This window comes from Nannocystis sp. RBIL2, from assembly GCF_026626745.1.
In the GTDB taxonomy this organism is placed as follows: domain Bacteria; phylum Myxococcota_A; class Polyangia; order Nannocystales; family Nannocystaceae; genus Nannocystis.
This window is the reverse complement of record NZ_JAPNJW010000001.1, coordinates 1,177,542-1,197,500: the sequence shown is the minus strand read 5'-3', so window position 1 is coordinate 1,197,500 and position 19,959 is coordinate 1,177,542. Positions and strand designations below refer to the sequence as shown.

Sequence of the window (19,959 nt, the reverse complement as noted above, 5' to 3'; positions counted from 1 at the left end):
GGGGCCGCTAGGTTCCACGGAGCCAACGTTGAAATACCACCCTGAGAAGTCTGAAAGCCTAACCGTGACCAGTGAGCCTGGTCCGGGACACTGCCTGGTGGGTAGTTTGACTGGGGCGGTCACCTCCGAAAGAGTAACGGAGGCGCGCAAAGGTTCCCTCAGGCTGATTGGAAACCAGCCGAAGAGTGTAAAGGCATAAGGGAGCTTGACTGCGACTCATACAAGAGGAGCAGGCACGAAAGTGGGCCTTAGTGATCCGGTGGTTCTGAATGGAAGGGCCATCGCTCAACGGATAAAAGGTACTCCGGGGATAACAGGCTTATCACGCCCAAGAGTTCACATCGACGGCGTGGTTTGGCACCTCGATGTCGGCTCATCGCATCCTGGGGCTGTAGTAGGTCCCAAGGGTTTGGCTGTTCGCCAATTAAAGCGGTACGCGAGCTGGGTTCAAAACGTCGTGAGACAGTTTGGTCCCTATCTGCCGTGGGCGCAGGAATCTTGAAGTGGAGCTGTCCCTAGTACGAGAGGACCGGGATGGACAGACCCCTGGTGTTTCGGTTGTTTTGCCAAGAGCATTGCCGAGTAGCCATGTCTGGAACGGATAACCGCTGAAAGCATCTAAGCGGGAAGCCAACCACAAGATGAGGATTCCCTGAAGGTCCGTCGTAGACGACGACGTTAATAGGCCGGGTGTGGAAGCGCGGCGACGCGCGGAGCTAACCGGTACTAATCGACCGTTCGGCTTGACCTTGGGCACCGTCCCGTGTGGCGGTTTGCAGTCCGAGGTTCCGAGCGACACCTGCACAAAGGCCAAATGGCCCGCTCCGAGATGGAGCCCCGTGCACAGCGTACAAAGATCTCTTGCGAGGCGATTCGATGGCTCCGCCGTCACTCTCCTCGCAGCTCGTCGACAAGTTTTGCTGGTGGCTATAGCGGAAGGGCCACACCCGATCCCATCCCGAACTCGGTCGTTAAGACTTCCAGCGCCGATGGTACTGCAGGGGAGACCCTGTGGGAGAGTAGGACGCCGCCAGCGCTATGCCCCCTTCGAAAGAAGGGGGCTTTTTTATTTTGGTCTCGCCAGGGCGCCGCGGCGCTTAGGCAGCTGGCCGCGCCGGCAGTTGGCTCGCGGGCCACCTTTGGCTCGCCGCGGGAAGCAGAGCCAGGCGCTGCAGGGCGGTCGTTCTCGCGGGCAGCATGCGACGATCTGCAACTGCCGGCCGCCCCTCTTCGGCGCGTCTCGCAGACGCGGTCTTCTTCTCGATAGCTCCTTATTGGGTCGCCCGGGGCGGCGCTTGGGCGTCGGGCCACGCCTGCGGTTGGCTCGCGGGCCACCTTCCGCTCGCCGCGAGAAGCAGAGCCGGGCCTGCAGGACAGTCGTTTTCGCAGGCAGGACGCGGCGAGCAGCAGGTTGTCACCCGTCCCTCTTCGGCGCGTGTCGAAGACGCGGTCTTTCTCGCTCTCGGGCCGATGGCGGCGGCTGGCGGCTACCGGCCGCGAGGTCGCGGACGAGGCGGTCGGAGACGAGGGCCTTTCTCGAGAGCTTCCAGGCCGAGGGCCTTTAGCGAGAGCTCTCGGGCCAATGGCGGCGGCCTGCGGCTGCCGAGCATTTGATGTGGCGGGCGCAGGCCATGCGACGAAGAGCATTCTCATCGGTCGCGGGCCGATGGGGGCGGCTTGGCAGCCGCCCCGAGTTTCGTGCAGGCCTGCGGCCGTCGATCACTTGGTGATCGGCACGAACTTCACGGCGCCGCCGGAGATCTCGAGGATCTCCGCCGGGCCGCTGGCGTCGCCGGCAGCAGCCCCCACGCGTACGAGCTTGCCGTCGCACATGACGGCGTCGATCTTCTCGGCCGCGGGCCGGGCGATGACGAGGCGCTTCACGGCCAGGTCAGTGACGGCTTGCTCGACCACCTCGCAGGCGGGCTCGTTGCCGCGGAGGCGAGGGGTCCGCGCCGGGCCGGGGGCGGCGAGCATGTCCGGCATCATGGCGATCTCCCCGAGCATCCACTTGGTGCTCTCGTCGTTGATGTTGTCGATGCCCTTCTGCACGTGCTCGCCGAGCAGGCCAGCGTGGGCGAAGGCGCTGTCGCCGGCGACGAGGATCAGCTTCTGCTCCGACAGCTTCTTGGCCGCGGGACCGCCGGAGGCGAACACCGCGGCGCGTCCGCGCTGGTTGGCCGGCAGGCTCTCGATCCGGGGGTCGTCGCTCTTCTCCTTGGAGTAGTCCTTGAAGCCCTGGGCGTGGACGATGTCCTTGAAGTTGAGGGCGACGTTGAGGATCTCGTTCTCGCCGGTCAGCCGGTAAAGCGCGCCGCCGGCGGCCTGGGCCTGAGCTGCGAGGTCGTCGAGGAGGGCGAGGGTGGCCTTCTCGTCCTTGCTGTTGCCGAACTGATTGCCGAGCTGGACGACGACGAGGTCACCACCGGTCCACTTGCCGGCGTCGTCGATCGCGCCCGCCGTCTTGAGCGCGGCCTTGGTGGCGGCGAGGTCTCCGTTGAGCGAGCCCAGGACGACGACGCGGCCCTTGGGATCGGCGACCCGCGACTTCTCGCTCGCGGGAGCGCGCGGGCGCGGCTTCTTCGCGGCGTCGGCCCCGGGCTCCTCCTTGGCCTCGGCCTTAGCCTCGACCTTCTTCTCGTCAGTCTTGGGAGCCGTCTTGGTGTCGCCCCCGCAAGCGGCGAGGACGAGGGCGAGGGCGAGGGTGGAGCGATGGACGAGGACAGACATGGCACCAGAGACTACACCGCGGGGCCCGGTTGCGTCACCCCGCCACGAGGCTGGGAAGTGCGCCGCTGGGGCTGCTGGCGAGCTCGGCTGCCTTCACGAAGCTGGCGCGCCGGGTCGCCCCGAGACGCGTGGCTGAACAGACGACGGCTGTCCCTTCGGACCTGTTCGGCGCCGCGACGAGCAGGGCGTGGCGCGGCGACGCGCCGGCTCGCTCGAGGCGACGTCGAAATCGTGGTCGACGAACTGCGCGGCGCAGGGCGGGGGACGAACTCGAGGTCGTGTGCTCGGCGGGCTGCGAGCGCTGGGAGCGTCGGCTGTTCGACGAACTTCGGCTGTGAGGCCGAACATGCGGACAGGCGAGCAGGGTCCAGGGGTGGTGAGTCGCTCTGAGCCAGGCGGGTCTGCAGGCGGGCCGGTGCGCTCAGGGGCGAGTGTCGTCGGCTGCGATCAGCCTGTTCGTCGCGACGCGATGTCCTGGTACGCGAGACGGAGATCGCCCGGAGGAGACCTGGCGGTTCGTGATGGCCGCAGCGAGGCACTTCGTGCAGGGAATGAGGCTGCTCGGGACATTCCGAGTTTCTTGGATGTCTTTTAGAGCATGTCCCAAAGACTGGCTGCGCAGGCAGAAGCGATCCGGGCGAGGCGATGGTCGATCTTCCTGCGAGGAGCAGGTCCCGACGTTTGTTGCGCCGGTTACCTGCGACGAGGGGCGCTCCGGGTGAGTCGATGCTCGACTTCCCCGCGACGGATTCGCGGGGTTCACACGCGAGCGCGAGGTGATGGCCACGCAGGACAGGAGTCGGCGCACGGCCGGGTGCGCGGGGGAGACGATGGGTGGTTCCGGGATCGTGATATGGTGTCGGGAGATCTTGGAGGCGACCATGCGCAAGTGGGCGAGCATCGTGAGCGGAGCGCTGCTGATCGGGGCCTGCAACGGCTCGGGGAACGAGACGGGCACGGCGAGCGATACGTCGAGCGGGACGACGACGGGCAGCACCACGACGACGACAGCGACGAGCGTGGGCACGACCGAGCCGACCACGACGGCGCCGACCACGACGATGGCCGATACCACGACCGGCACGACCGGGGTCGAAGGCGGATGCGGCGAGACGGCGCCGCCGGACACGCCGATCGAGTGGGACAAGGGCCAACCGGACATCTCCGGTTGTGGAGCCGTCCGCGGGCTCCGCGAGGTGCGGGCCATCATGCACCTGCACTCGCACCACTCGCACGACGCCTGTGACGGCGATCCGCAGCCGAACGGGGTGCCCGACGAGGATTGTTTGGCGGATCTGCGCGTGGGGCTGTGCGTCCCGCGGATCGACGTGGCGATGTTGAGCGACCACCCGGCGCACGCGAGCGAGGCGGCCTACGAAGAGCTGCTGCTGATGCGCGAGATGGACGAGCCGATCATGGGCGACGGCGGGACGCCGATCGCGGCGTGGTTGAAGTGCTCGGACGGCCACAAGGTCCTGGTGATGCCGGGGATCGAGAGCGGCGAGATGATGCCGTTCGGGCTCGAGAAGCACGTGACCGACGTGTACGGCACGAGCTCGCCGGCCGCGTTCGCGGCGATCAAGGAGGCCGGGGCGCTGGCCTGGGTGGCGCACACGGAGGGCCGCGACGTCGCCGAGCTGGCGACGCTCGGGCTCGACGGCATCGAGCTGTATCAGCTGCACGCGAACCTCGACCCCGACATCCGCATGGAGGACCTCGGCCTCGAGGACGACGGCTACTTCGCCGCGATCATCCCGTTCTTCCTGCAGCCGGGCCGGCAGCCCGACCTGGCGACTTTGGCGTTCCTGCTGCCCAACGAGCCGTCGATCGTGGCGCTCGAGACGCTCGGGCAGACGCAGCGGCTCACGATCTCCGGCGGCACGGACGCGCACCAGAACGTGTTCGACAGCATCGCCACTGACGGCGAGCGCGGCGACTCGTATCGCCGCATGATCCGGTGGTTCAACAACCGGATCCGCACGCCCGAGCTGACGCCGCAGGCGGTCAAGGCGGCGCTGCGCGCGGGCAACAACCACATCGTGTTCGAGTCGCTCGGCACGCCGGTCGGGTTCGACTTCCACGGCGAGGGCGCGGCGGTGGTCGAGATGGGCGCCGAGGTGTCTCTGGCCGGGGGTCCGCTGACGCTGCGAGCCTCGCTGCCGACGCTCGACCCGCGCAGCCCGCAGGGGCCGGAGGCGCCGGAGGTCCGGGGGGTGCTCTACCGGGCCACCGCCGACGAGCGGCAGGAGCTGATGACCTGGTCGAGCGGACAGATCGAGGTCGAGGCGCCAGGCCCGGGCGTGTACCGCGTCGAGGTCTGGATCACGCCGAAGCACCTCTTGCCGTACCTCGGCGACGCGCTCCAATACGCCGACATCGAGGCGCCGTGGATCTACAGCGGCGCCCTGTTCGTTCGGCCCTGATTGTCAGCACATGGCTCATAAGACAGCCGGAGGCCCAGGTGCCTCCGGCTGAATCGTCGGATCAGAAGTTGTACTCGCCGTTTTCCGGGTCGAAGTCGACGTCGGACAGGCCGACGTTGATCTTGGTGTCCTGGAAGCCGTAGTCCTCGAGCAGGTCGCCGTCGGCGTCCCACACCTGGATCCGCGTCGGCATCTTGGTCTTCAGGTCGAAGCAGACCTTGGCGCGGGCGGCGTAGTAGACGCTGAACACGCCGCCCGCGGGGGTGCGGGCCTCGATGCAGCGGCTGCGGGCGCCGTGGACGACTTTCTCGCCGAGGTCGAGGTAGAAGACCCCATCCTGCGGGCGCGACTCGCTGAGCCGCGCGTCGCGGGCGATGACGCCGATCGCGTGGCCGAAGTGGGCCTCGGTGATCATGTGGCGGTTGCCCTGCATGGCCATGCTCGAGTCGGGCTTCAAGTTGACGGTCATGTCGGGGAACGAGCCCTTGTGGGCGCGGATCTTGTCGTCGTTCCAGCCCTTGACGTAGATGACCTCGCGGGTCTGGTTCACCTCGCCGGTCCACTTGAGGTACAGGCCGAGTGGCTTGCGGAACTTGACCTGGATCTCTTCGCGGGGCATGAGGCGTCCCTTGACGCGCTCTTGCTTGTACATGGTGGTGGTGTAGTCGTGGACCTGCTCGAACGCCTTCTCCATGTCGAACACGAGCTGGCGGATCTTCGCAGCGTCGGCCTCGACGCCGGCGACGGCGGCGGGCTCCTCGGCGCGAGCGACGAGCGCGGCGCCGGCAACGACCGTGACCGCCGCGATCAGCGACGGCACATGACGCGTAAGCCATTTCATGGGGTGGAGCTTTTGCATGGCTTTCTTCCTCTCGTCAACCGCGGCGGCCCCGCGAATGCGCAGGAGCGAGCCCGACCGCAGATAGACGTTGTTCGGGGGGGCCGCTGCGACGCCGGCCCCCAGGCCCTATTCACGCGCGGACGGGCGCCCGTGCGAACGCGCCTTATGTCATTTGTGGCTTATCCCGTGCGGATCATTTGAATGCGCGATGTCGTGCGTACGCGCGAATCGGCGCGGTGCGTATCGCAGGCCCCGCGGATTGTCGGGCGGCCTGCGTGTTCACCGAATGATAGCGAGGATCAGCGCTTCAGCACCTGCAGCAGGTTGCTGTACGCGTCGGTCCACAGCGGATAAGGCGCGTCGGGGTCGACCTTGGGCGCGAGCGCGTTGACGAGGTCGGGGCTGTTCATGTCGCTCTCGCGCCGGGCGAGCAGCATCCAGTCGCTCTGCCACACCACCTCGTCGTTCTCGAGGTCCTCGACGTACTCGACCTGGAGGCCGAGCTTCTCGCCGATGCCGCGCACGACAGGGTCGAGGTCGAGGTAGCGGTTCGAGATGTGGACCGCGAGGATGCCGCCCTCGCGCAGGTGGCGGAAGTAGAGCTCGACGGCCTCGACGGTGAGCAGGTGCGCGGGGATCGAGTCGCTGCTGAACGCGTCGATGGCGAGCACGTCGAAGCCCTGCGGCTGCTCGCGCTCGAGCGCGACGCGGGCGTCGCCGATCACGACGGCGACCTCGCCCTCGCTCTGCTGCAAGTACGTGAAGTAGGGCTCGTCGCCGGTCGACAGCGCGACCACGGCCGGGTTGATCTCGTAGAAGCGCACGCGGTCGCCCGCCCGCCCGTAGGTCGCCATGGTGCCGGCGCCGAGGCCGACGACGCCGAGGTGCAGGCGCTCGCCGGCGAGCCGCCGCGGGTGCTTCTCGACCGCGAGGCCGACGCCGCTGGTCTGCCCGTAGTAGCTGGTCGGCGCGGAGCTCAGCGGCTCGCTCTCGAACTGGATGCCGTGGGTGATCCGGCCGTGGCGCAGGCGCGTGTACGCCAGGTTGCCGCCGCTGGCGCGGTCGACCCGCAGCACGCCGAAGAAGTTCCGCGTGACGAACATGTTGTCGTCGAGCTGCTCGCGCATGTGATAGACGAGCGCCCCCGCGAGGCCCAGCGAGCCGACGAGCACGCCGAAGGCCGACAGCGCCGCCAGCCACAGCCGCTGCGGCCAGGCGCCGCGGTACAGCACGTACATCGCCAGGACGAAGCCGACGAACAGCGCGATCGGCAGCTCCCAGAACTCGGGGAACAAGAGCGGCGCGACCACGCCCGTGAAGATCCCGCCGGCCGCGCCGCCGGCCGAGACGATCAGGTAGAACTGCGTCAGGTACTTCGGGTCAGGTTTCTGCCGCACCAGCTCGCCGTGGCAGACCATGCAGTAGGCCAGCAGGGTGACGAGGTAGATGACGAGCTGCAGGACCATGCCGGCGTAGACGCCGGCGAACAGGGCGTAAGTGGCTCCGCCGGCCCCGAGCACCAGGAGCGGCAGCCACAGCGCGCGGACGTAGCTGCGCTCGTACTCGAAGCAGAGGATGAAGCTCAGCAGGTAGAGCGCGAGCGGCAGCATCCACAGGAACGGGATGACTGCGACCTCCTGGCTGATCTGGCTGGTGGTCGCCAGCAGCATGGTCGAGGGGATGGTCGCCAGCGCGAACCACAGCAGACGCCGCCTGGCGGTGGGCTTGCTGACCGTTGCGACATGTCCCGAAGGCTTGGCGAGCGCAGGGGCGGCGCCGGCGAGCACGGCGCAGGCGCCACAGGCGACCGCAAACACGAAGAAGCCGATCGACCACACCCAGCCCTGACCGGCGATCGGCAGCGCGGGCTCGAGCGCGAACGGGTACGAGAACATGCCGAGCAGCGAGCCGAGGTTCGACAGCGCGTACAGGCGATACGGCGAGACGCCGGGGCGCACGCGCGAGAACCAGCTCTGAAGCAGCGGGCCGGTGGCGGCGAGCACGAGGAAGGGCAGGCCGACGGTGAAGGCGAGGAGGCCGAGGATGGCGAGGATCGGGCTGGCCTCGGGGTCAGGTTTCCAGGCGTCCGAGGGGCTGATCGGGGCCGGCCACACGAACGCCCGCACGAGCAGCAGCACCGCCGCGAGCGCGAGGGCGGCGAGGTGGATGTCGCGCTGACGCGCCGGCGTGAAGCGATCGGCCAGCAGGTGGGCGTAGCCGTAGCCGCCGAGCAGCAGCAGCTGGAAGAACAGCATGCAGGTGGTCCACACCGCCGGCGCGCCGCCGAACCACGGGAGCAGCTGCTTGCCGAGGATGAACTGCACGAGGAACAGCAGGAACGCGCCGAGCCCGATCGCGACGGCGAACAGCGCGGAGGAGGCGGAGGTGCGGGCAGGGGCGGTCACAGCCGCGCGAGACTACTCCAATCGCGCAGGCGACGGCCACGCGACCGGGTGCCTCAGCGCCGCCTCCGCCGCGCGCTCCGCCGCATGCGGCCGGCCGATGGCGGGGCGCCCCAGCCCGTCCTCGGGCCCGCCATGGGCCGCCGCTGGCCTGGTTGGCCGTTGCAGACGGCGTCGCAGGCTCCCGGGGCTTGCGCCGGCCGTCGTCACGGTGCGAAGCTCGGCCCATGGTCGCGTCGATCCGCTTCCGTTGAGCCCCGCCGCCGCCCGCGTGCGCGCCGGATCGGGCGCGTGCGTCGGCGTCGCGGCGTGGTCGCGCTTCACCCTCCCGTCCACCCGGAGGACCGCGCGCACCTCGGCCCGATCGCGGCCGGCTCACGCCTCACGCGGCCTCCTCGCGCTCGTCGGACCGCCTGTCCGAGAGCACAGGAATATTTGCACATGTCTGAAAAGTCCTATGTAAATTCCACGCTCGACCCCTCCGCCGAATCGTTCCACCCCGCGCCCACGACCGTCGCCGAATTGTTGGCGCGGGCCCGTCGTCACGGGCACGCGCTGGCGGCCGCCGGCGCGGAGCTCGAGACCATGGGCCTCGACTTCGTGGTCGCGCACGCCACCGACGCCGCCGGCGTGCCGTGGATCGTGCGAGCGCCGCGGCGGCCCGACGTGATCGCCGCCGCGCGCGTGGAGGCGCGGGTGCTGGCGCTGGTGGGCCCGCGCTTGCCGGTGGCGGTGCCGGACTGGCAGATCCACGCGCCCGACGTCATCGCCTATCCGCGGATCGCCGGCGTCCCGGCGGTCACCGTCACGGCCGCCGGGCCGCAGTGGAACATCGTCGATCCGGCGGCGCCTTCGCCTGAATTCATCGAGTCGATGGCGCGCACCCTGGCCGCCCTGCAGGCGATCGCGCCGGACTCGGCGGCGGCGCAGGGCGTGCCGACTGCGACGATCGCGGCGGCGCGGGCCAGGCTCGCGGCGGCGATGGCGGCCACGCGCGAGGCGCTGCAGCCGTCGCCGCGGATGTGGGCGCGCTGGCACCGGTGGCTCGAGAGCGACGCGCTGTGGCCGACGCACACGGCGCTCGTCCACGGCGACCTGCACCCGGGGCACCTGCTGCTCGCCGACGACGCGCGCGTGATCGGGGTGCTCGACTGGACGGAGGCGCGCGTCGACGACCCGTCGATCGACCTGGCGCTGGTCGTCGGCTGCTTCGGCCGTGACGCGCTGGAGCGGCTGCTGGGACGCTTCGCGGCGGCCGGCGGGGTCACGTGGCCCGGCCTCGCCGAGCACGCGAGCGAGCGCTGGGCCGCGTCCGCGGTGGTGGCGGCCGAGTGGGCGCTGCGGCGCGACCACGTCGAGGCGCTGGCGTATTCGCGCGCGCACCTGGCCGCCCTCGACGCCGCCGATTGATGGCAGTCGGCGAAAGCGAGCGCGCGGCGATTGACGGGACCGTCCCGCGAGCGCCGCGCGATCCGGGCCGGCGCGTCGGGTCATGAGGCTGCGACGAAAGCGAGCGTACGGCGATTGACGTGACTTGTCCCGCGAGCGCCGCGCGATTCGGGCCGGCGGCCGCGCGTTGGGGTCATCAGGCCGCGATCGTGCAATGATCACAGTCGAGGTGGCTCGATAATTGCTGTCGTCGCGGCCGCGGCCCTTCACCAGGGGCGATTCGTCGGCGCGTGCGGCGTGTGCACAATCGAGCGCGGCCTTGTGAAGGCTCTCGGACGCTCGTCCGCGGTGATTTCGGCGCTCCGTGCTGTGAGTCGCATTGCGGCACACAGCACCCGCGCTACCCCCGAGATATGCGAACTGCATCGATTACCGCAACGCTCCTGGCATTGCTGCTCGTCCCCTTCGTGGCCGCGCCGCGCGCCGATGCGGCCGAAGATGCCGCGCGGGCGCCTAGCACGGCGCCGTCGGTCTCGAAGCGTGAACGCGAGCGCGAGCACGACGGCGGCGTCGTGAAGGCGTCGCGCTGCATGGCGGCCTGCCACAACCGCGGGACCGGCCGCGACGCCTGCCTGCAGACGTGCGCGCGACGGATCGAGCGCGTCGTCAACGCGCCGGCGCCGGCGACGCTCGAGCAGCTGTCGGCCTGCCTCGACGACTGCTACACGGACACCAGCCTGCGCAAGACCGACCGCGAGACCTGCAAGCTGACCTGCGAGCAGATCGCGTCGCTGTCCGGCCCCGGCAAGCGCTGAGGGCTCAGGTGAACGGCGTGACCAGAGGGGCCAGCTCGAAGCCGTCGAGGGCGACCTGCGCCGAGTCGCCCGGCTGCAGCGCCGCGACCCCCTCGGGCGTGCCCGTGAAGATCAGGTCGCCGGGCATCAGCGTCATGCACGCGCTGACGTAGGCGAACAGATACGGGATGTCGAACACCATGTCGGCGAGCGGGGCGGATTGTTTCGCCTGTCCGTTGAGCCAGCCGCGGATCCGGGCGTCGACCGGCGGGACGAAGCCCGGCGGGGTCAGGCGGAGCCAGCTGGCGAGCGGGCCGAAGCCGTCGAAGCCCTTGGCGCGGGTCCACTGCTTGTCGCGCTTCTGCAGGTCGCGGTTCGAGACGTCGTTGCCGACGGCGTAGCCGACGACGTGCTCGAAGGCCCGCTCGGCGGCGACGTGGCTGGCCTTGCGGCCGACGACCACGACCAGCTCGCTCTCCATGTCGATGCGCTCGTAGCCGCGAGGCAGCGCCACAGGCTGGCCCGACGGGACGATGCAGCTCGGGGGCTTGAAGAACAGCAGCGGCTCGGTGGGGACCTCGTTGCCGAGCTCGGCCGCGTGGGCGCGGAAGTTGCGGCCGACGCAGATCACCTTGCTGGGGCGCACCGGCGCGAGAAGCTCCAGCGCGGCCACCGGGGTCCGCGCGCTGGCGGTCGCAGTCGCGGCGCGCTGCCACGGGTCGCCGTCGTCGTCGGCGAACGGATCGTCGATCTCCTCGGCGATGTCGTCCGGGCCGGGCGCAGCGCCGCGCGTCCGCACTCGCACCGCGCGCGCACCTGCCGCTCCGGACGCCCGGGCGCGCCCGAGCCAAAGCACCTCGTCGTTGCCTCCGCTGGTCATCGCCGCGATGCTGCCCGCCTCGCCGCCCGCGCGCAAGTCGGCGCCCGCCGCTCGCCCGGTCTTGTCTCGCCCGCCGGGGCCGCTATCCTCGCCGCCCATGCCGCACCGCCCCCCGGAGCTCGCGTGAGCCGCTTCGTCCGCCGCGCCCTCGTCGGCGTCGCGCTCGGCGTGCTGGTCTACGCGGTGGCGGTGCTGTGGGTGGACGCCGGACGTGTCCAAGAGGCCATGTCCGATTATACATGGTCGATGGTGCTGGCGGCGCTGGGGCTGTCGAGCGTCAACTACCTGCTGCGTTTCTTGAAGTGGGAGCTGTGCCTGGGCTGGCTCGATGTGCGCGGGGCCGGGCCGGGCGCGGCCCCGGGGCTGACCTACAGCCGCTCGCTGCTGGTCTATCTGGCCGGGCTCAGCATGTCGGTGACGCCGGGCAAGATCGGTGAGGTGCTGCGCAGCTACCTGCTGCGCGAGACCGACGGCGTGCCGTTCACCCGCACCGCGCCGGTGGTAGTCGCCGATCGCCTGACCGACCTGGTGGCGCTGGTGGTGCTCAGCCTGGTCGGCATCGCCGAGCACCGCGAGTACTTGCCGGTCGCCCTGGTCACGCTCGCGTTGGTGGTCGCCGGCGTGGTGGTGCTCGGCAGCCCGCGGCTGTGTCGCGGGCTGCTCGCGCTGCTCGGCCGGCTGCCGAAGCTGCGCGGCCTGGTCGCGCGCGCCGAGGGGCTCGTCGACAGCAGCGCGGCGGTGCTGCGCCTGCGATCGCTGGTGGTCCTGAGCGTGATCAGCGTGGCCGGGTGGGGGCTCGAGTGCGTCGGCTACTGGCTGATCCTGCACGGCTTCTTCGGGGTCGAGGCGAGCCTGGCCCTGTGCACCTTCTTGTGGGCGACGACGACGCTGATCGGCGCGCTGAGCTTCTTGCCGGGCGGGCTCGGCGCGACGGAGGGCTCGCTGGCAGTGTTGGTCGCTAGGCTGGCCCACGGGGTGACGCAGCCGATCGCGCTGGCGTCGACGATCCTCATTCGTGCCTGCACTCTGTGGTACGGCGAGCTGGTCGGAGGGGTGGCGCTGGCGGTGTTGATCCGCCGCGGCGCGAGCAGGCAGCCGGCTTGCGACGAGCCGACCGCCGGGTCGCCGACTGCGTGAGCGACGGCCACGCGGAGCGAAGGTCGGCGCCTCGTTCGCCGCGCCGAGAGCGGGCCGCGCCGCGATCGTGCAGGGAGTCCGCGTCGGCCGATCGGCGACGTCGATCCGGATCGGATCATGTCGTCATTCGCCGATCGTCATGATGCTGCAGTCGCTGTCGCCGACCCGGTGCGCAGCGAGGGAGACGCTGTTCTCGGCGGTGTGTACGGGGTCCGGCGCGCGGCGGCGCGCTCGCCTGCGCGCGGGTCTCCGCCGGTCCCCACGAGTACGCGGCCACATGCCGCGCGACGCACGAAACACAAGCCGGTCGCTGTTCCGGCGCCGCGCGCTTGCTCTCCGTTGGATCAAGCGCGTGTTCTAGGTTGTCGTCATGCAGATCGTCCTCGACAACTTCAACCTCACCGCCGCCGAACGCCTCCTCTGCGAGACCGCCCTGCACACCGCGGGCAGCATCGTCGAAGCAGCCAAGCTGCTCGGTATCACCCGGCACGCGCTCAAGCGGCGCATCATCAAGCACAATATCCGCTGGATCCGCGACGCGGGTGCGCGCCCCGGCATCGGTGACACCTCGCCGCGTCAGTCCGCGAGCGTCGCCGGCGTCGCTGCGATGACCGCGTGAATTATTCGAAGACCGGGGGCGGCTCCTCAACGCCCCTCGCGCGGTCCGTCGCTCCGGCGTCGGGCCGCTGGTCGTTTAAGCGCCCGAGCGCGCCGTGTGATCTGCGCGTACGAGCATGTCCTGAAGAGCATGCCCGAAGAGAAATGTCCGCGAAGACATGCCCGATCGGGCAGGACGAAGTTCACGCCTTGAGCGCCTGGCCGAGCGCGGGCTGGGCCTCGGCGCCGCCGATCAGGCGCTTGCCGAAGGTACGGCCCATCTCGTACTCGAGCTCGATGACCTGGGTGGCGCCGACGGCCTGGAGGATCCGCGACTCGCGGGCGGAGCGGGAGCGGGCGACGATGTCGCGCACGCCGACCTCCTTGAGGGCGGCGAGGGTGAGCACGGTCGCCTCGAAGTTCTCACCGATGGCGACGATGGCGGCGCGGCACTTCAGCGGGTCGATGGACAGCAGCGCCTGCGGGTCGGTGGCGTCGAGCTCGATCGCGTAGGCGACCTTCTGCTTGACGGCGTCGACCATGGCCATGTCGCGGTCGACGGCGATGACTTCGGCGCCCTGCTCGGCGAGCGATTCGGCGAGAGCGGCGCCGAAGCGCCCGAGGCCGATGATGAGGTAGCGGCTCTGTGCCATGGCGACAGCTTACCCGACCGGGAGGTCCTCGCGGGCGAGGCGGTGGCGCGAGCGCGTGGCGGCCTGGTCGGCGACTGCGAGGGCGATCGTGAAGGGGCCGACGCGGCCGAGGAACATCGCGGCGGTGAGGATCAGCTTGCCGGCGACGGAGAAGGAGCTGGTGATCCCGGTCGACAGTCCCACGGTGGCGAGCGCCGACACGGCCTCGAAGGCGACGTGGAGGAACGGCAGGTCCTCGGTGAGGCTGAGCAGGAGGACGAAGGCCATGAGCAGGCCGCTCATCATCACCAGGACGGCGGTGGCCTTGCGCACGACCTCGGGGGCGAGGGCGCGACCGCCGAGCTCCGGCTCGCGGCCGCGCAGCTCCGCGCGCAGGGTGGCGACGACCGTGGCGAAGGTCGTGGTCTTGATCCCGCCCGCCGTCGAGGCCGGGGCGCCGCCGATGAACATGAGCACGCACAGCACCAGCAGCGTGGCGTCGCGCATGCCGCCGACGCCGACGGTGTCGAGCCCGCCGCTGCGGGTGTTGGCGGAGATGAACAGCGCCGACCACAGGCGGTGGAAGATCCCGTGCTCGCCCGCGGGCTGTAGCCCCGATCCGAACTCGAGCGCGAGCACTGCGACGGTGCCGGCGACGATCAGCGCCAGGGTCGTCGACAGCACCACGCGGGTGGCCAGCGACAGCCGCGGCGGCGCCGGGGTGGTCGGCTTGACGACGCGGACGAGGCGGCGCCAGCCGTGGCGCACCAGCTCGACCATGACGGGGAAGCCGAGGCCGCCGAGCATCATCAGGGTCATGACGACGACCTGGACGCCGATGTCGCCGACGAACGCGCCCATGCCCCCGGGGAACAGCGCGTAGCCGGCGTTGCAGAACGACGAGACCGCGTGGAACACGGCGGTCCACAGCGCCGGGGCGTCGCCGATCCGCGGATCGCCGACCAGCAGGAGCCACAGGAGGAAGGCGCCGATGGCCTCGACGATGAAGGTGCCGGCGAGGATGCCGACGACGATCTTGCGCAGATCGGCGACGGTGCGCGCGTCGAGCATGGCGGCGTAGCGCAGCTGGCTCTGCAGCGAGCTGTTGTTGCTGAACGCGAGGGCGAGCGCGGCCACGGTCATGATGCCGATGCCGCCGAGCTGGACGCCGGTGAGGATCACGCCCTGGCCGAACAGGCTGTAGGTCGCGCCGACGTCGTTGACCGCCAGGCCGGTGACGCACACCGCGCTGGCCATGGTGAACAGGGAGTCGACGAACGAGGTGTGGGCGGCGTCGGTCAGGGACACCGGCAAGGTCAGGAGCAGGCTGCCGAGCGAGATCAGCGCGGCGAAGCTGCCGATCAGCATCATGGCTGGCCGCTGGGACATGTTTAATAGGACACGTCCGGTGCGCTCGGGGGCGATCACCAGGGCGCCGGCGAGGGCGGCCAGGGTGGTGAACACCAGGTCGTAGGTCTCGGCGGCCGCCAGGCGCCGCTCGCTCAGGGGGCCGTCGAAGGCGTCGCCGAGGATGAAGGCGCGGGCGAGGAGGAAGCCGAGCAGCGCGAGGAAGAGGGCGACCTCGAACCACAGCACGCCGCCGACGTCGGCGGTCTTGCGCCGCGCGGCGATCATCTGCCGCACCTGCTCGGCGACCGCGAGGGTGACGATGCCCATGCCGAGCACGACGAGGAGCCCCGTCCAGGGCGAGGCGACGGCGACGTCGAGCGCGACGACGGCGACGGCGACGACGAGGACGATCAAGCTGCCGATCGACACACGATCACTATATCGGCGTCCGCAGGCCCGCGCGTACGGGCTTCGACGACCCGCGAAGACGTGCGAAAATCAATTCGCAGAGGTGTGGCGAAAGCGCGCGGGCGCTCTCGCCACTGGTGGAGCGGTGCGGGAGGGCATCAGGCTGCTCGACGGCGAGGCGGCGACGACGCCTGGGGTCGCGGCGTCCCTCGGCCGACCGGGAGGTTGTCCTCGGCGACATCGCTCGGGGTCGAGGCATCCCTCGGTCGACCGGGAGATTTTCGCCGGGGATGCGACCTCGAGGACGCGGCTCGCTCACCCGGGGCGAGGGACGCGAAGGACCCGATGCGGGGGCGCCTCGACGAAGGGGCCTTCAGCCGACCGGGAGGTCCTCGCGGGCGAGGCGGTAGCGCGGGTTCGTCGCGGCGCTCTCGCCGACGGCGAGGGCGATGGTGAAGGGCCCGACGCGGCCGAGGAACATCGCGCCGGTGACGATGAGCTTCCCGGCGACGGTCAGCGAGGCGGTGATGCCGGTCGACAGACCGACGGTCGCGAGCGCCGAGATGGCCTCGAGCGAGAGCTTGAGGAACGGCTGGTCCTCGGTGAGGGTCAGCAGGAGGATGATCGCCAAGGCGATGCCGCTCATCATCACGAGGACGGCGGTGGCCTTGCGCAGGACCTCGGGGGCGATCGCGCGGCCGCCGAGCTCGGGCTCGCGGCCGCGCAGCTCGGCGCGCAGGGCGGCGACGACCGTGGCGAGGGTGGTGGTCTTGATGCCGCCGGCGGTCGAGGCCGGCGAGCCGCCGATGAACATCAGCGCGCAGGTGACGAGGATCGTCGCGTCGCGCAGGACGCCCATGTCGTAGGAGTTGAAGCCGGCGGTGCGGGTGTTGACCGAGGCGAACAGCGCGGCCATGAAGCGGCGGCCGAAGCCCTGCTCCGAGGCGGGCACCAGCGCGTTGGAGAACTCGAGCGCGTAGATGGCGACGGTGCCGCCGACGATCAGCGCGAGGCTCATCGACAGGACCACGCGGGTGGTCAGCGACAGCCGCGCGGGCGCGGGCGTCGAGGGCTTCACCACGCGGACGAGGCGACGCCAGCCGTGGCGCACCAGCTCGACCATGACGGGGAAGCCGAGGCCGCCGAGGATGATAAGGCCCATGATCACGGTCTGCAGCCCGAACTCGCCGGCGAACTGGGTGATGCTGCCGGGGAACAGCGAGAAGCCGGCGTTGCAGAAGGCGGAGATCGAGTGGAACACGGCCATCCAGACCGCGGAGTGCTCGCCGAGCCGCGGGTCGCCGACGAGCAGGAACCACAGCAGCAGCGCGCCGACGGCCTCGACGACGAAGGTGCCGGCGAGGATGCCGACGACGATCTTGCGCAGGTCGGCGACGGTGCGCGCGTCGAGCATGGCGGCGTAGCGCAGCTGGCTCTGCAGCGAGCTGTTGTGGCTGAAGGCGAGGGCGAGCGCGGCGATGGTCATGATGCCCACGCCGCCGAGCTGGATGCCGGCGAGGATGACGCCCTGACCGAACGGGGTGTAGACCGTCGGCACGTCGTTGACGGTCAGGCCGGTGACGCACACGGCGCTGGCCATGGTGAACAGGGAGTCGACGAACGAGGTGTGGGCGGCCTCGGTCAGCGACACCGGCAGGGTGAGGAGCAGGCTGCCGACCATGATCATCGCGGCGAAGCTGCCGATCAGCATCATGGATGGCCGCTGGGACATGTTCAAGAGGACATGTCCCGTGCGCTCGGGGGCGATCACCAGGCCGCCGGCGACCGCGGCGAGGGTGGCGAACACGAGGTCGTAGGTCTCGATCGCCCGCAGCCCGCTGGCCTCGAGGGTGCCGCCGAACTGACCGGTGAGCGCGAGGGTGCGCGCGAGCAGGAAGCCGAGCAGGGCCAGCAGCAGCGAGACCTCGAACCACAGCACGCCGTCCATGCCGGCGGCCTTGCGGCGGGCGAAGATCATCTGCCGCACCTCCTCGGCGACCGCGAGGGTCACCGCGGCCATGCCGAACACGATGATGAGGCCGGTCCAGGGCGAGGCGACGGCGACGTCGAGGGCCACGACTCCGAGGGCGACGAGGAGGACGAGGACGCTGCCGATCGACACCGCGCCACTATACCCGCCGGGCCCGCTAGACTGGGGCCGCATGCGCGCTCGTCCCGCCCCCGGCGTCCTCCTCGTCCTCGCCCCGCTGATCCCGCTGCTGCTCGCGCCCGTCGGCTGCGCGAGCTCGGTGTGCAGCAAGGTGCGGTCCGACCGCGAGGCGTTCACCCGCCGGGCAGTCGCGCCCGGGCCTCACCTGGCGCTGGCGGTGCCGTACGCGACGCTGAGCCAGAGCGTGCAGCGCTCGTTGACCGGCCTGCCGCAAGTGCGGCTGCCGCTGCCCGACCTCGGTCCGGTCGATCTCGGCGCGCTGGCGGTGGCGATCCGCAGCGTCGCGTTCCGCCCGGCCCCGGCCGGCAGCGTGGGCGCGCGCGTGACCGTGGCCCTCACCAGTCAGGGCAAGCCGGTCACCGCGCTCGAGCTCGACGCAGTGGTCGCGCCGCGCCTCGACCCGCAGGCCGGCAGCGTGCGCCTGCGCCTCGGCGCGGCCGACCTGCGCGAGGTGAGGCCGAGCATGCCGCCGGCCGAGCGCAAGCGGTTCGCCGAGTTCCTGCTCTCGCTGGTGCCCGGGGCCGCGCGCGCGCTGGTCGGCCGCGAGCAGGTCGAGGCGCTGGCCGAGACCTTCCTGCGCGAGCTGGTCGGCGGGCGCTGGCCGCAGATCCGCGACGGCCTGCTCCAAGGGACAGACGACCTGGTCGACGTCGAGATCGACCTCGGCGAGGTGCCGCTGACGAAGATCGAGCTGAAGAGCGGGGCCGCCGACCTCGAGCTGTGGGCCCACGCCGCGCTGCCGGCGGAGGCCCTGTCCCCGGGGACAGCTCGCCCCGCGGGCAGCGACGCGCGTCTGGTCGGCCTGCGGATGTCCGGCGGCGTGGCGGCGGCGCTGGCCAACCGGGCCATGGCGAGCGGCCAGATCCCCGCCCGCTACAACCGCGACGGCGCCCCCGACCCACGCGGCGAGCTGCTCGCCGGCGTCGACTGGCGGGCCGGCGAGCGGCCGCTCAAGGTCCACGCGTGGAGCACCGAGGGCACCTGCGCCCGCCTCACCTTCGGCGGCACGCCGAAGGTCGCGGCCCGCGGCGGTGACCTGGCGGTGGACGTCGCCGACGGCACGCTCGAGGAGGTGACGGGTTCGCTGCGGGTGCGCGCCGCGGTGTGGTTCTCCGGACTCGGCCGTCAGACCTTCGCGGTCAGCGAGTCGATCGCCGACGCGATCGAGTTCGAGATCCTCGGCGTCGACTACCGGGCCCGCGTCGTCGCGGCCGCGGTGTCGCGGGCCGAGCTCGAGTTCTCGCTCGCATTGGCGGAGGCCCCGCAGCCCGCGACACCACGTCGGTGATCCGGAGGAGGGAGTGATCCACCGTGAGCCGCTGCACGCCTCGCACAGACGAGCGCAGGCGCGCCGTCTGCTGCTGACTTGATTGTGTTGCCCCTTACAAAAACTACAATGTGACAGTTGTCCGAGGGACGAAACCGATCTCTGCTGGCAGATTTATCCACAGATCCAATTGTGGCGAATTCGTGCCTTCAGGGCACGGTAGCGCGCCTCGGGAGCCATGGGAGTCCACCGGAGGCAAGGGCTCTCGGCAGGCCCGGCGGTCGGTGTCGGCGGGGTCGGCGACGGCCTGCGCTTTCCGAGTACCGAAAGCGAACCAGTGTGCATATAGTCCGGCCGTACAGCCGCTCGCGGAATCGACCGCGGCGTCACCATGGAAGCTGCTCCATGAAACAGCCGATGCGAACGAGAAGCCGCCGCTGCCCCCCCAAGATTCTGGGCAACACTGCGCGGGCCCCTCAGCCGCTCCGCTCGCTCGCCGGCCCGAGCAACACGCTCGGAGCCGCCCCTCCCTCCGGCAGACCCGGGGTCCGAAATTTCCCCCGGCAACGGCACGCCGCCCCCCTCGGTGAGTGTCATCGCTCGGTCGCCGTCGCCAAGTACCTGGCCCGCCGCAACGAGGCCGCCGCCAAGGCCGAGCCCGCTAGCGCGACCGGCCGCAAGGGCAAGCGCAAGCCCTGGCGCGGCCGCCCGGGCCAGGAGTCTCCGGGGCTCGAGCACAGCCCTGCGGTGGCTCGCCCCGCCACGCCGCCGCGTGAAGCCGGCGCCAGCACCCCCGATCTGACCCCGTGGACAGCTCGTCGCAATGCCGCCCGTCTGAGCGGGCGCGACCGCGTCCCGGCCCGCCCGCGTCCGTCGCGGGTGCTCGCCGAGCTGGTGACTGACGCCACGCCCTGAGCGAGCCGACAGTTTTTGGACGAG

At 70.5% G+C, this 19,959-nt stretch carries 14 protein-coding genes and 2 rRNA genes (1 of these 16 cut by a window edge); 9 read left to right on the top strand and 7 right to left on the bottom strand.

Annotated elements, in window-relative coordinates:
* Positions 1-751, top strand: a 23S ribosomal RNA gene (locus OV090_RS04755); it begins 2,192 nt to the left of the window's first position.
* 168 nt (positions 752-919) lie between these two features.
* A 5S ribosomal RNA gene (gene rrf, locus OV090_RS04750) occupies positions 920-1,036 on the top strand.
* A gap of 683 nt (positions 1,037-1,719) precedes the next feature.
* On the opposite strand, the gene OV090_RS04745 is transcribed toward rrf, so the two are convergent.
* Positions 1,720-2,730, bottom strand: coding sequence for a hypothetical protein (locus OV090_RS04745; protein ID WP_267702273.1), 1,011 nt, complete (start codon positions 2,728-2,730; stop codon positions 1,720-1,722).
* Between the two features lie 881 nt (positions 2,731-3,611).
* Between OV090_RS04745 and OV090_RS04740 the strand changes: the two genes are divergently transcribed.
* A complete protein-coding gene (locus OV090_RS04740) occupies positions 3,612-5,153 on the top strand; it encodes a hypothetical protein (RefSeq protein WP_267702272.1) in 1,542 nt (513 codons plus the stop codon).
* A 61-nt stretch (positions 5,154-5,214) separates the two neighbouring features.
* Here the strand turns inward: OV090_RS04740 and OV090_RS04735 are convergent, their stop codons facing one another.
* Positions 5,215-5,994, bottom strand: coding sequence for a DUF1571 domain-containing protein (locus OV090_RS04735; protein ID WP_267702271.1), 780 nt, complete (start codon positions 5,992-5,994; stop codon positions 5,215-5,217).
* A 299-nt stretch (positions 5,995-6,293) separates the two neighbouring features.
* Positions 6,294-8,399: a fused MFS/spermidine synthase gene (locus OV090_RS50465; RefSeq protein WP_267702270.1), complete on the bottom strand. Its 2,106-nt coding sequence runs from the start codon at positions 8,397-8,399 to the stop codon at positions 6,294-6,296.
* Between the two features lie 438 nt (positions 8,400-8,837).
* Between OV090_RS50465 and OV090_RS04725 the strand changes: the two genes are divergently transcribed.
* Both OV090_RS04725 and OV090_RS04720 read left to right on the top strand, forming a co-directional pair.
* Entirely contained in the window at positions 8,838-9,806 is a 969-nt protein-coding gene (locus OV090_RS04725; protein ID WP_267702269.1) for a macrolide 2'-phosphotransferase, read from the top strand.
* A gap of 569 nt (positions 9,807-10,375) precedes the next feature.
* Entirely contained in the window at positions 10,376-10,600 is a 225-nt protein-coding gene (locus OV090_RS04720; RefSeq protein ID WP_267702268.1) for a hypothetical protein, read from the top strand.
* A 4-nt stretch (positions 10,601-10,604) separates the two neighbouring features.
* Here OV090_RS04720 and OV090_RS04715 read toward each other — a convergent pair whose 3' ends face one another.
* Positions 10,605-11,459: a fumarylacetoacetate hydrolase family protein gene (locus OV090_RS04715; RefSeq protein WP_267702267.1), complete on the bottom strand. Its 855-nt coding sequence runs from the start codon at positions 11,457-11,459 to the stop codon at positions 10,605-10,607.
* A 123-nt stretch (positions 11,460-11,582) separates the two neighbouring features.
* On the opposite strand from OV090_RS04715, the gene OV090_RS04710 reads away from it, so the two are divergent.
* Positions 11,583-12,596 (top strand): lysylphosphatidylglycerol synthase transmembrane domain-containing protein, encoded by a 1,014-nt coding sequence (locus OV090_RS04710; RefSeq protein ID WP_267702266.1) that lies wholly within the window; start codon positions 11,583-11,585, stop codon positions 12,594-12,596.
* 370 nt (positions 12,597-12,966) lie between these two features.
* A complete protein-coding gene (locus OV090_RS04705; RefSeq protein ID WP_267702265.1) occupies positions 12,967-13,215 on the top strand; it encodes a helix-turn-helix domain-containing protein in 249 nt (82 codons plus the stop codon).
* Between the two features lie 181 nt (positions 13,216-13,396).
* Here the strand turns inward: OV090_RS04705 and OV090_RS04700 are convergent, their stop codons facing one another.
* The 3 genes from OV090_RS04700 to OV090_RS04690 all read right to left on the bottom strand — a co-directional run bounded on the left by OV090_RS04700 (position 13,397) and on the right by OV090_RS04690 (position 17,705).
* A complete protein-coding gene (locus tag OV090_RS04700) occupies positions 13,397-13,846 on the bottom strand; it encodes an NAD-binding protein (RefSeq protein WP_096332173.1) in 450 nt (149 codons plus the stop codon).
* Positions 13,847-13,855: 9 nt separating this feature from the next.
* The gene (locus tag OV090_RS04695) at positions 13,856-15,604 is read right to left on the bottom strand and encodes a potassium transporter TrkG (protein ID WP_267702264.1); all 1,749 of its coding nucleotides are present in this window, start codon (positions 15,602-15,604) and stop codon (positions 13,856-13,858) included.
* A 352-nt stretch (positions 15,605-15,956) separates the two neighbouring features.
* Positions 15,957-17,705, bottom strand: a complete 1,749-nt coding sequence (locus OV090_RS04690) for a potassium transporter TrkG (protein WP_267702263.1) — start codon at positions 17,703-17,705, stop codon at positions 15,957-15,959.
* A 40-nt stretch (positions 17,706-17,745) separates the two neighbouring features.
* Here OV090_RS04690 and OV090_RS04685 point away from each other — a divergent pair, with 40 nt between their 5' ends.
* Positions 17,746-19,041 (top strand): hypothetical protein, encoded by a 1,296-nt coding sequence (locus tag OV090_RS04685; protein WP_267702262.1) that lies wholly within the window; start codon positions 17,746-17,748, stop codon positions 19,039-19,041.
* Positions 19,042-19,437: 396 nt separating this feature from the next.
* Positions 19,438-19,935 (top strand): hypothetical protein, encoded by a 498-nt coding sequence (locus tag OV090_RS04680; protein ID WP_267702261.1) that lies wholly within the window; start codon positions 19,438-19,440, stop codon positions 19,933-19,935.
* Positions 19,936-19,959: the final 24 nt, after the last annotated feature.

Coding starts and splice junctions, on each gene's coding strand:
- OV090_RS04745 (WP_267702273.1), bottom strand. CDS start 2,730: ATGTCTGTCCTCGTCCATCGCTCCACCCTCGCCCTCGCCCTCGTCCTC.
- OV090_RS04740 (WP_267702272.1), top strand. CDS start 3,612: ATGCGCAAGTGGGCGAGCATCGTGAGCGGAGCGCTGCTGATCGGGGCC.
- OV090_RS04735 (WP_267702271.1), bottom strand. CDS start 5,994: ATGAAATGGCTTACGCGTCATGTGCCGTCGCTGATCGCGGCGGTCACG.
- OV090_RS04725 (WP_267702269.1), top strand. CDS start 8,838: ATGTCTGAAAAGTCCTATGTAAATTCCACGCTCGACCCCTCCGCCGAA.
- OV090_RS04720 (WP_267702268.1), top strand. CDS start 10,376: ATGGCGGCCTGCCACAACCGCGGGACCGGCCGCGACGCCTGCCTGCAG.
- OV090_RS04715 (WP_267702267.1), bottom strand. CDS start 11,459: ATGACCAGCGGAGGCAACGACGAGGTGCTTTGGCTCGGGCGCGCCCGG.
- OV090_RS04705 (WP_267702265.1), top strand. CDS start 12,967: ATGCAGATCGTCCTCGACAACTTCAACCTCACCGCCGCCGAACGCCTC.
- OV090_RS04700 (WP_096332173.1), bottom strand. CDS start 13,846: ATGGCACAGAGCCGCTACCTCATCATCGGCCTCGGGCGCTTCGGCGCC.
- OV090_RS04685 (WP_267702262.1), top strand. CDS start 17,746: ATGCGCGCTCGTCCCGCCCCCGGCGTCCTCCTCGTCCTCGCCCCGCTG.
- OV090_RS04680 (WP_267702261.1), top strand. CDS start 19,438: ATGCGAACGAGAAGCCGCCGCTGCCCCCCCAAGATTCTGGGCAACACT.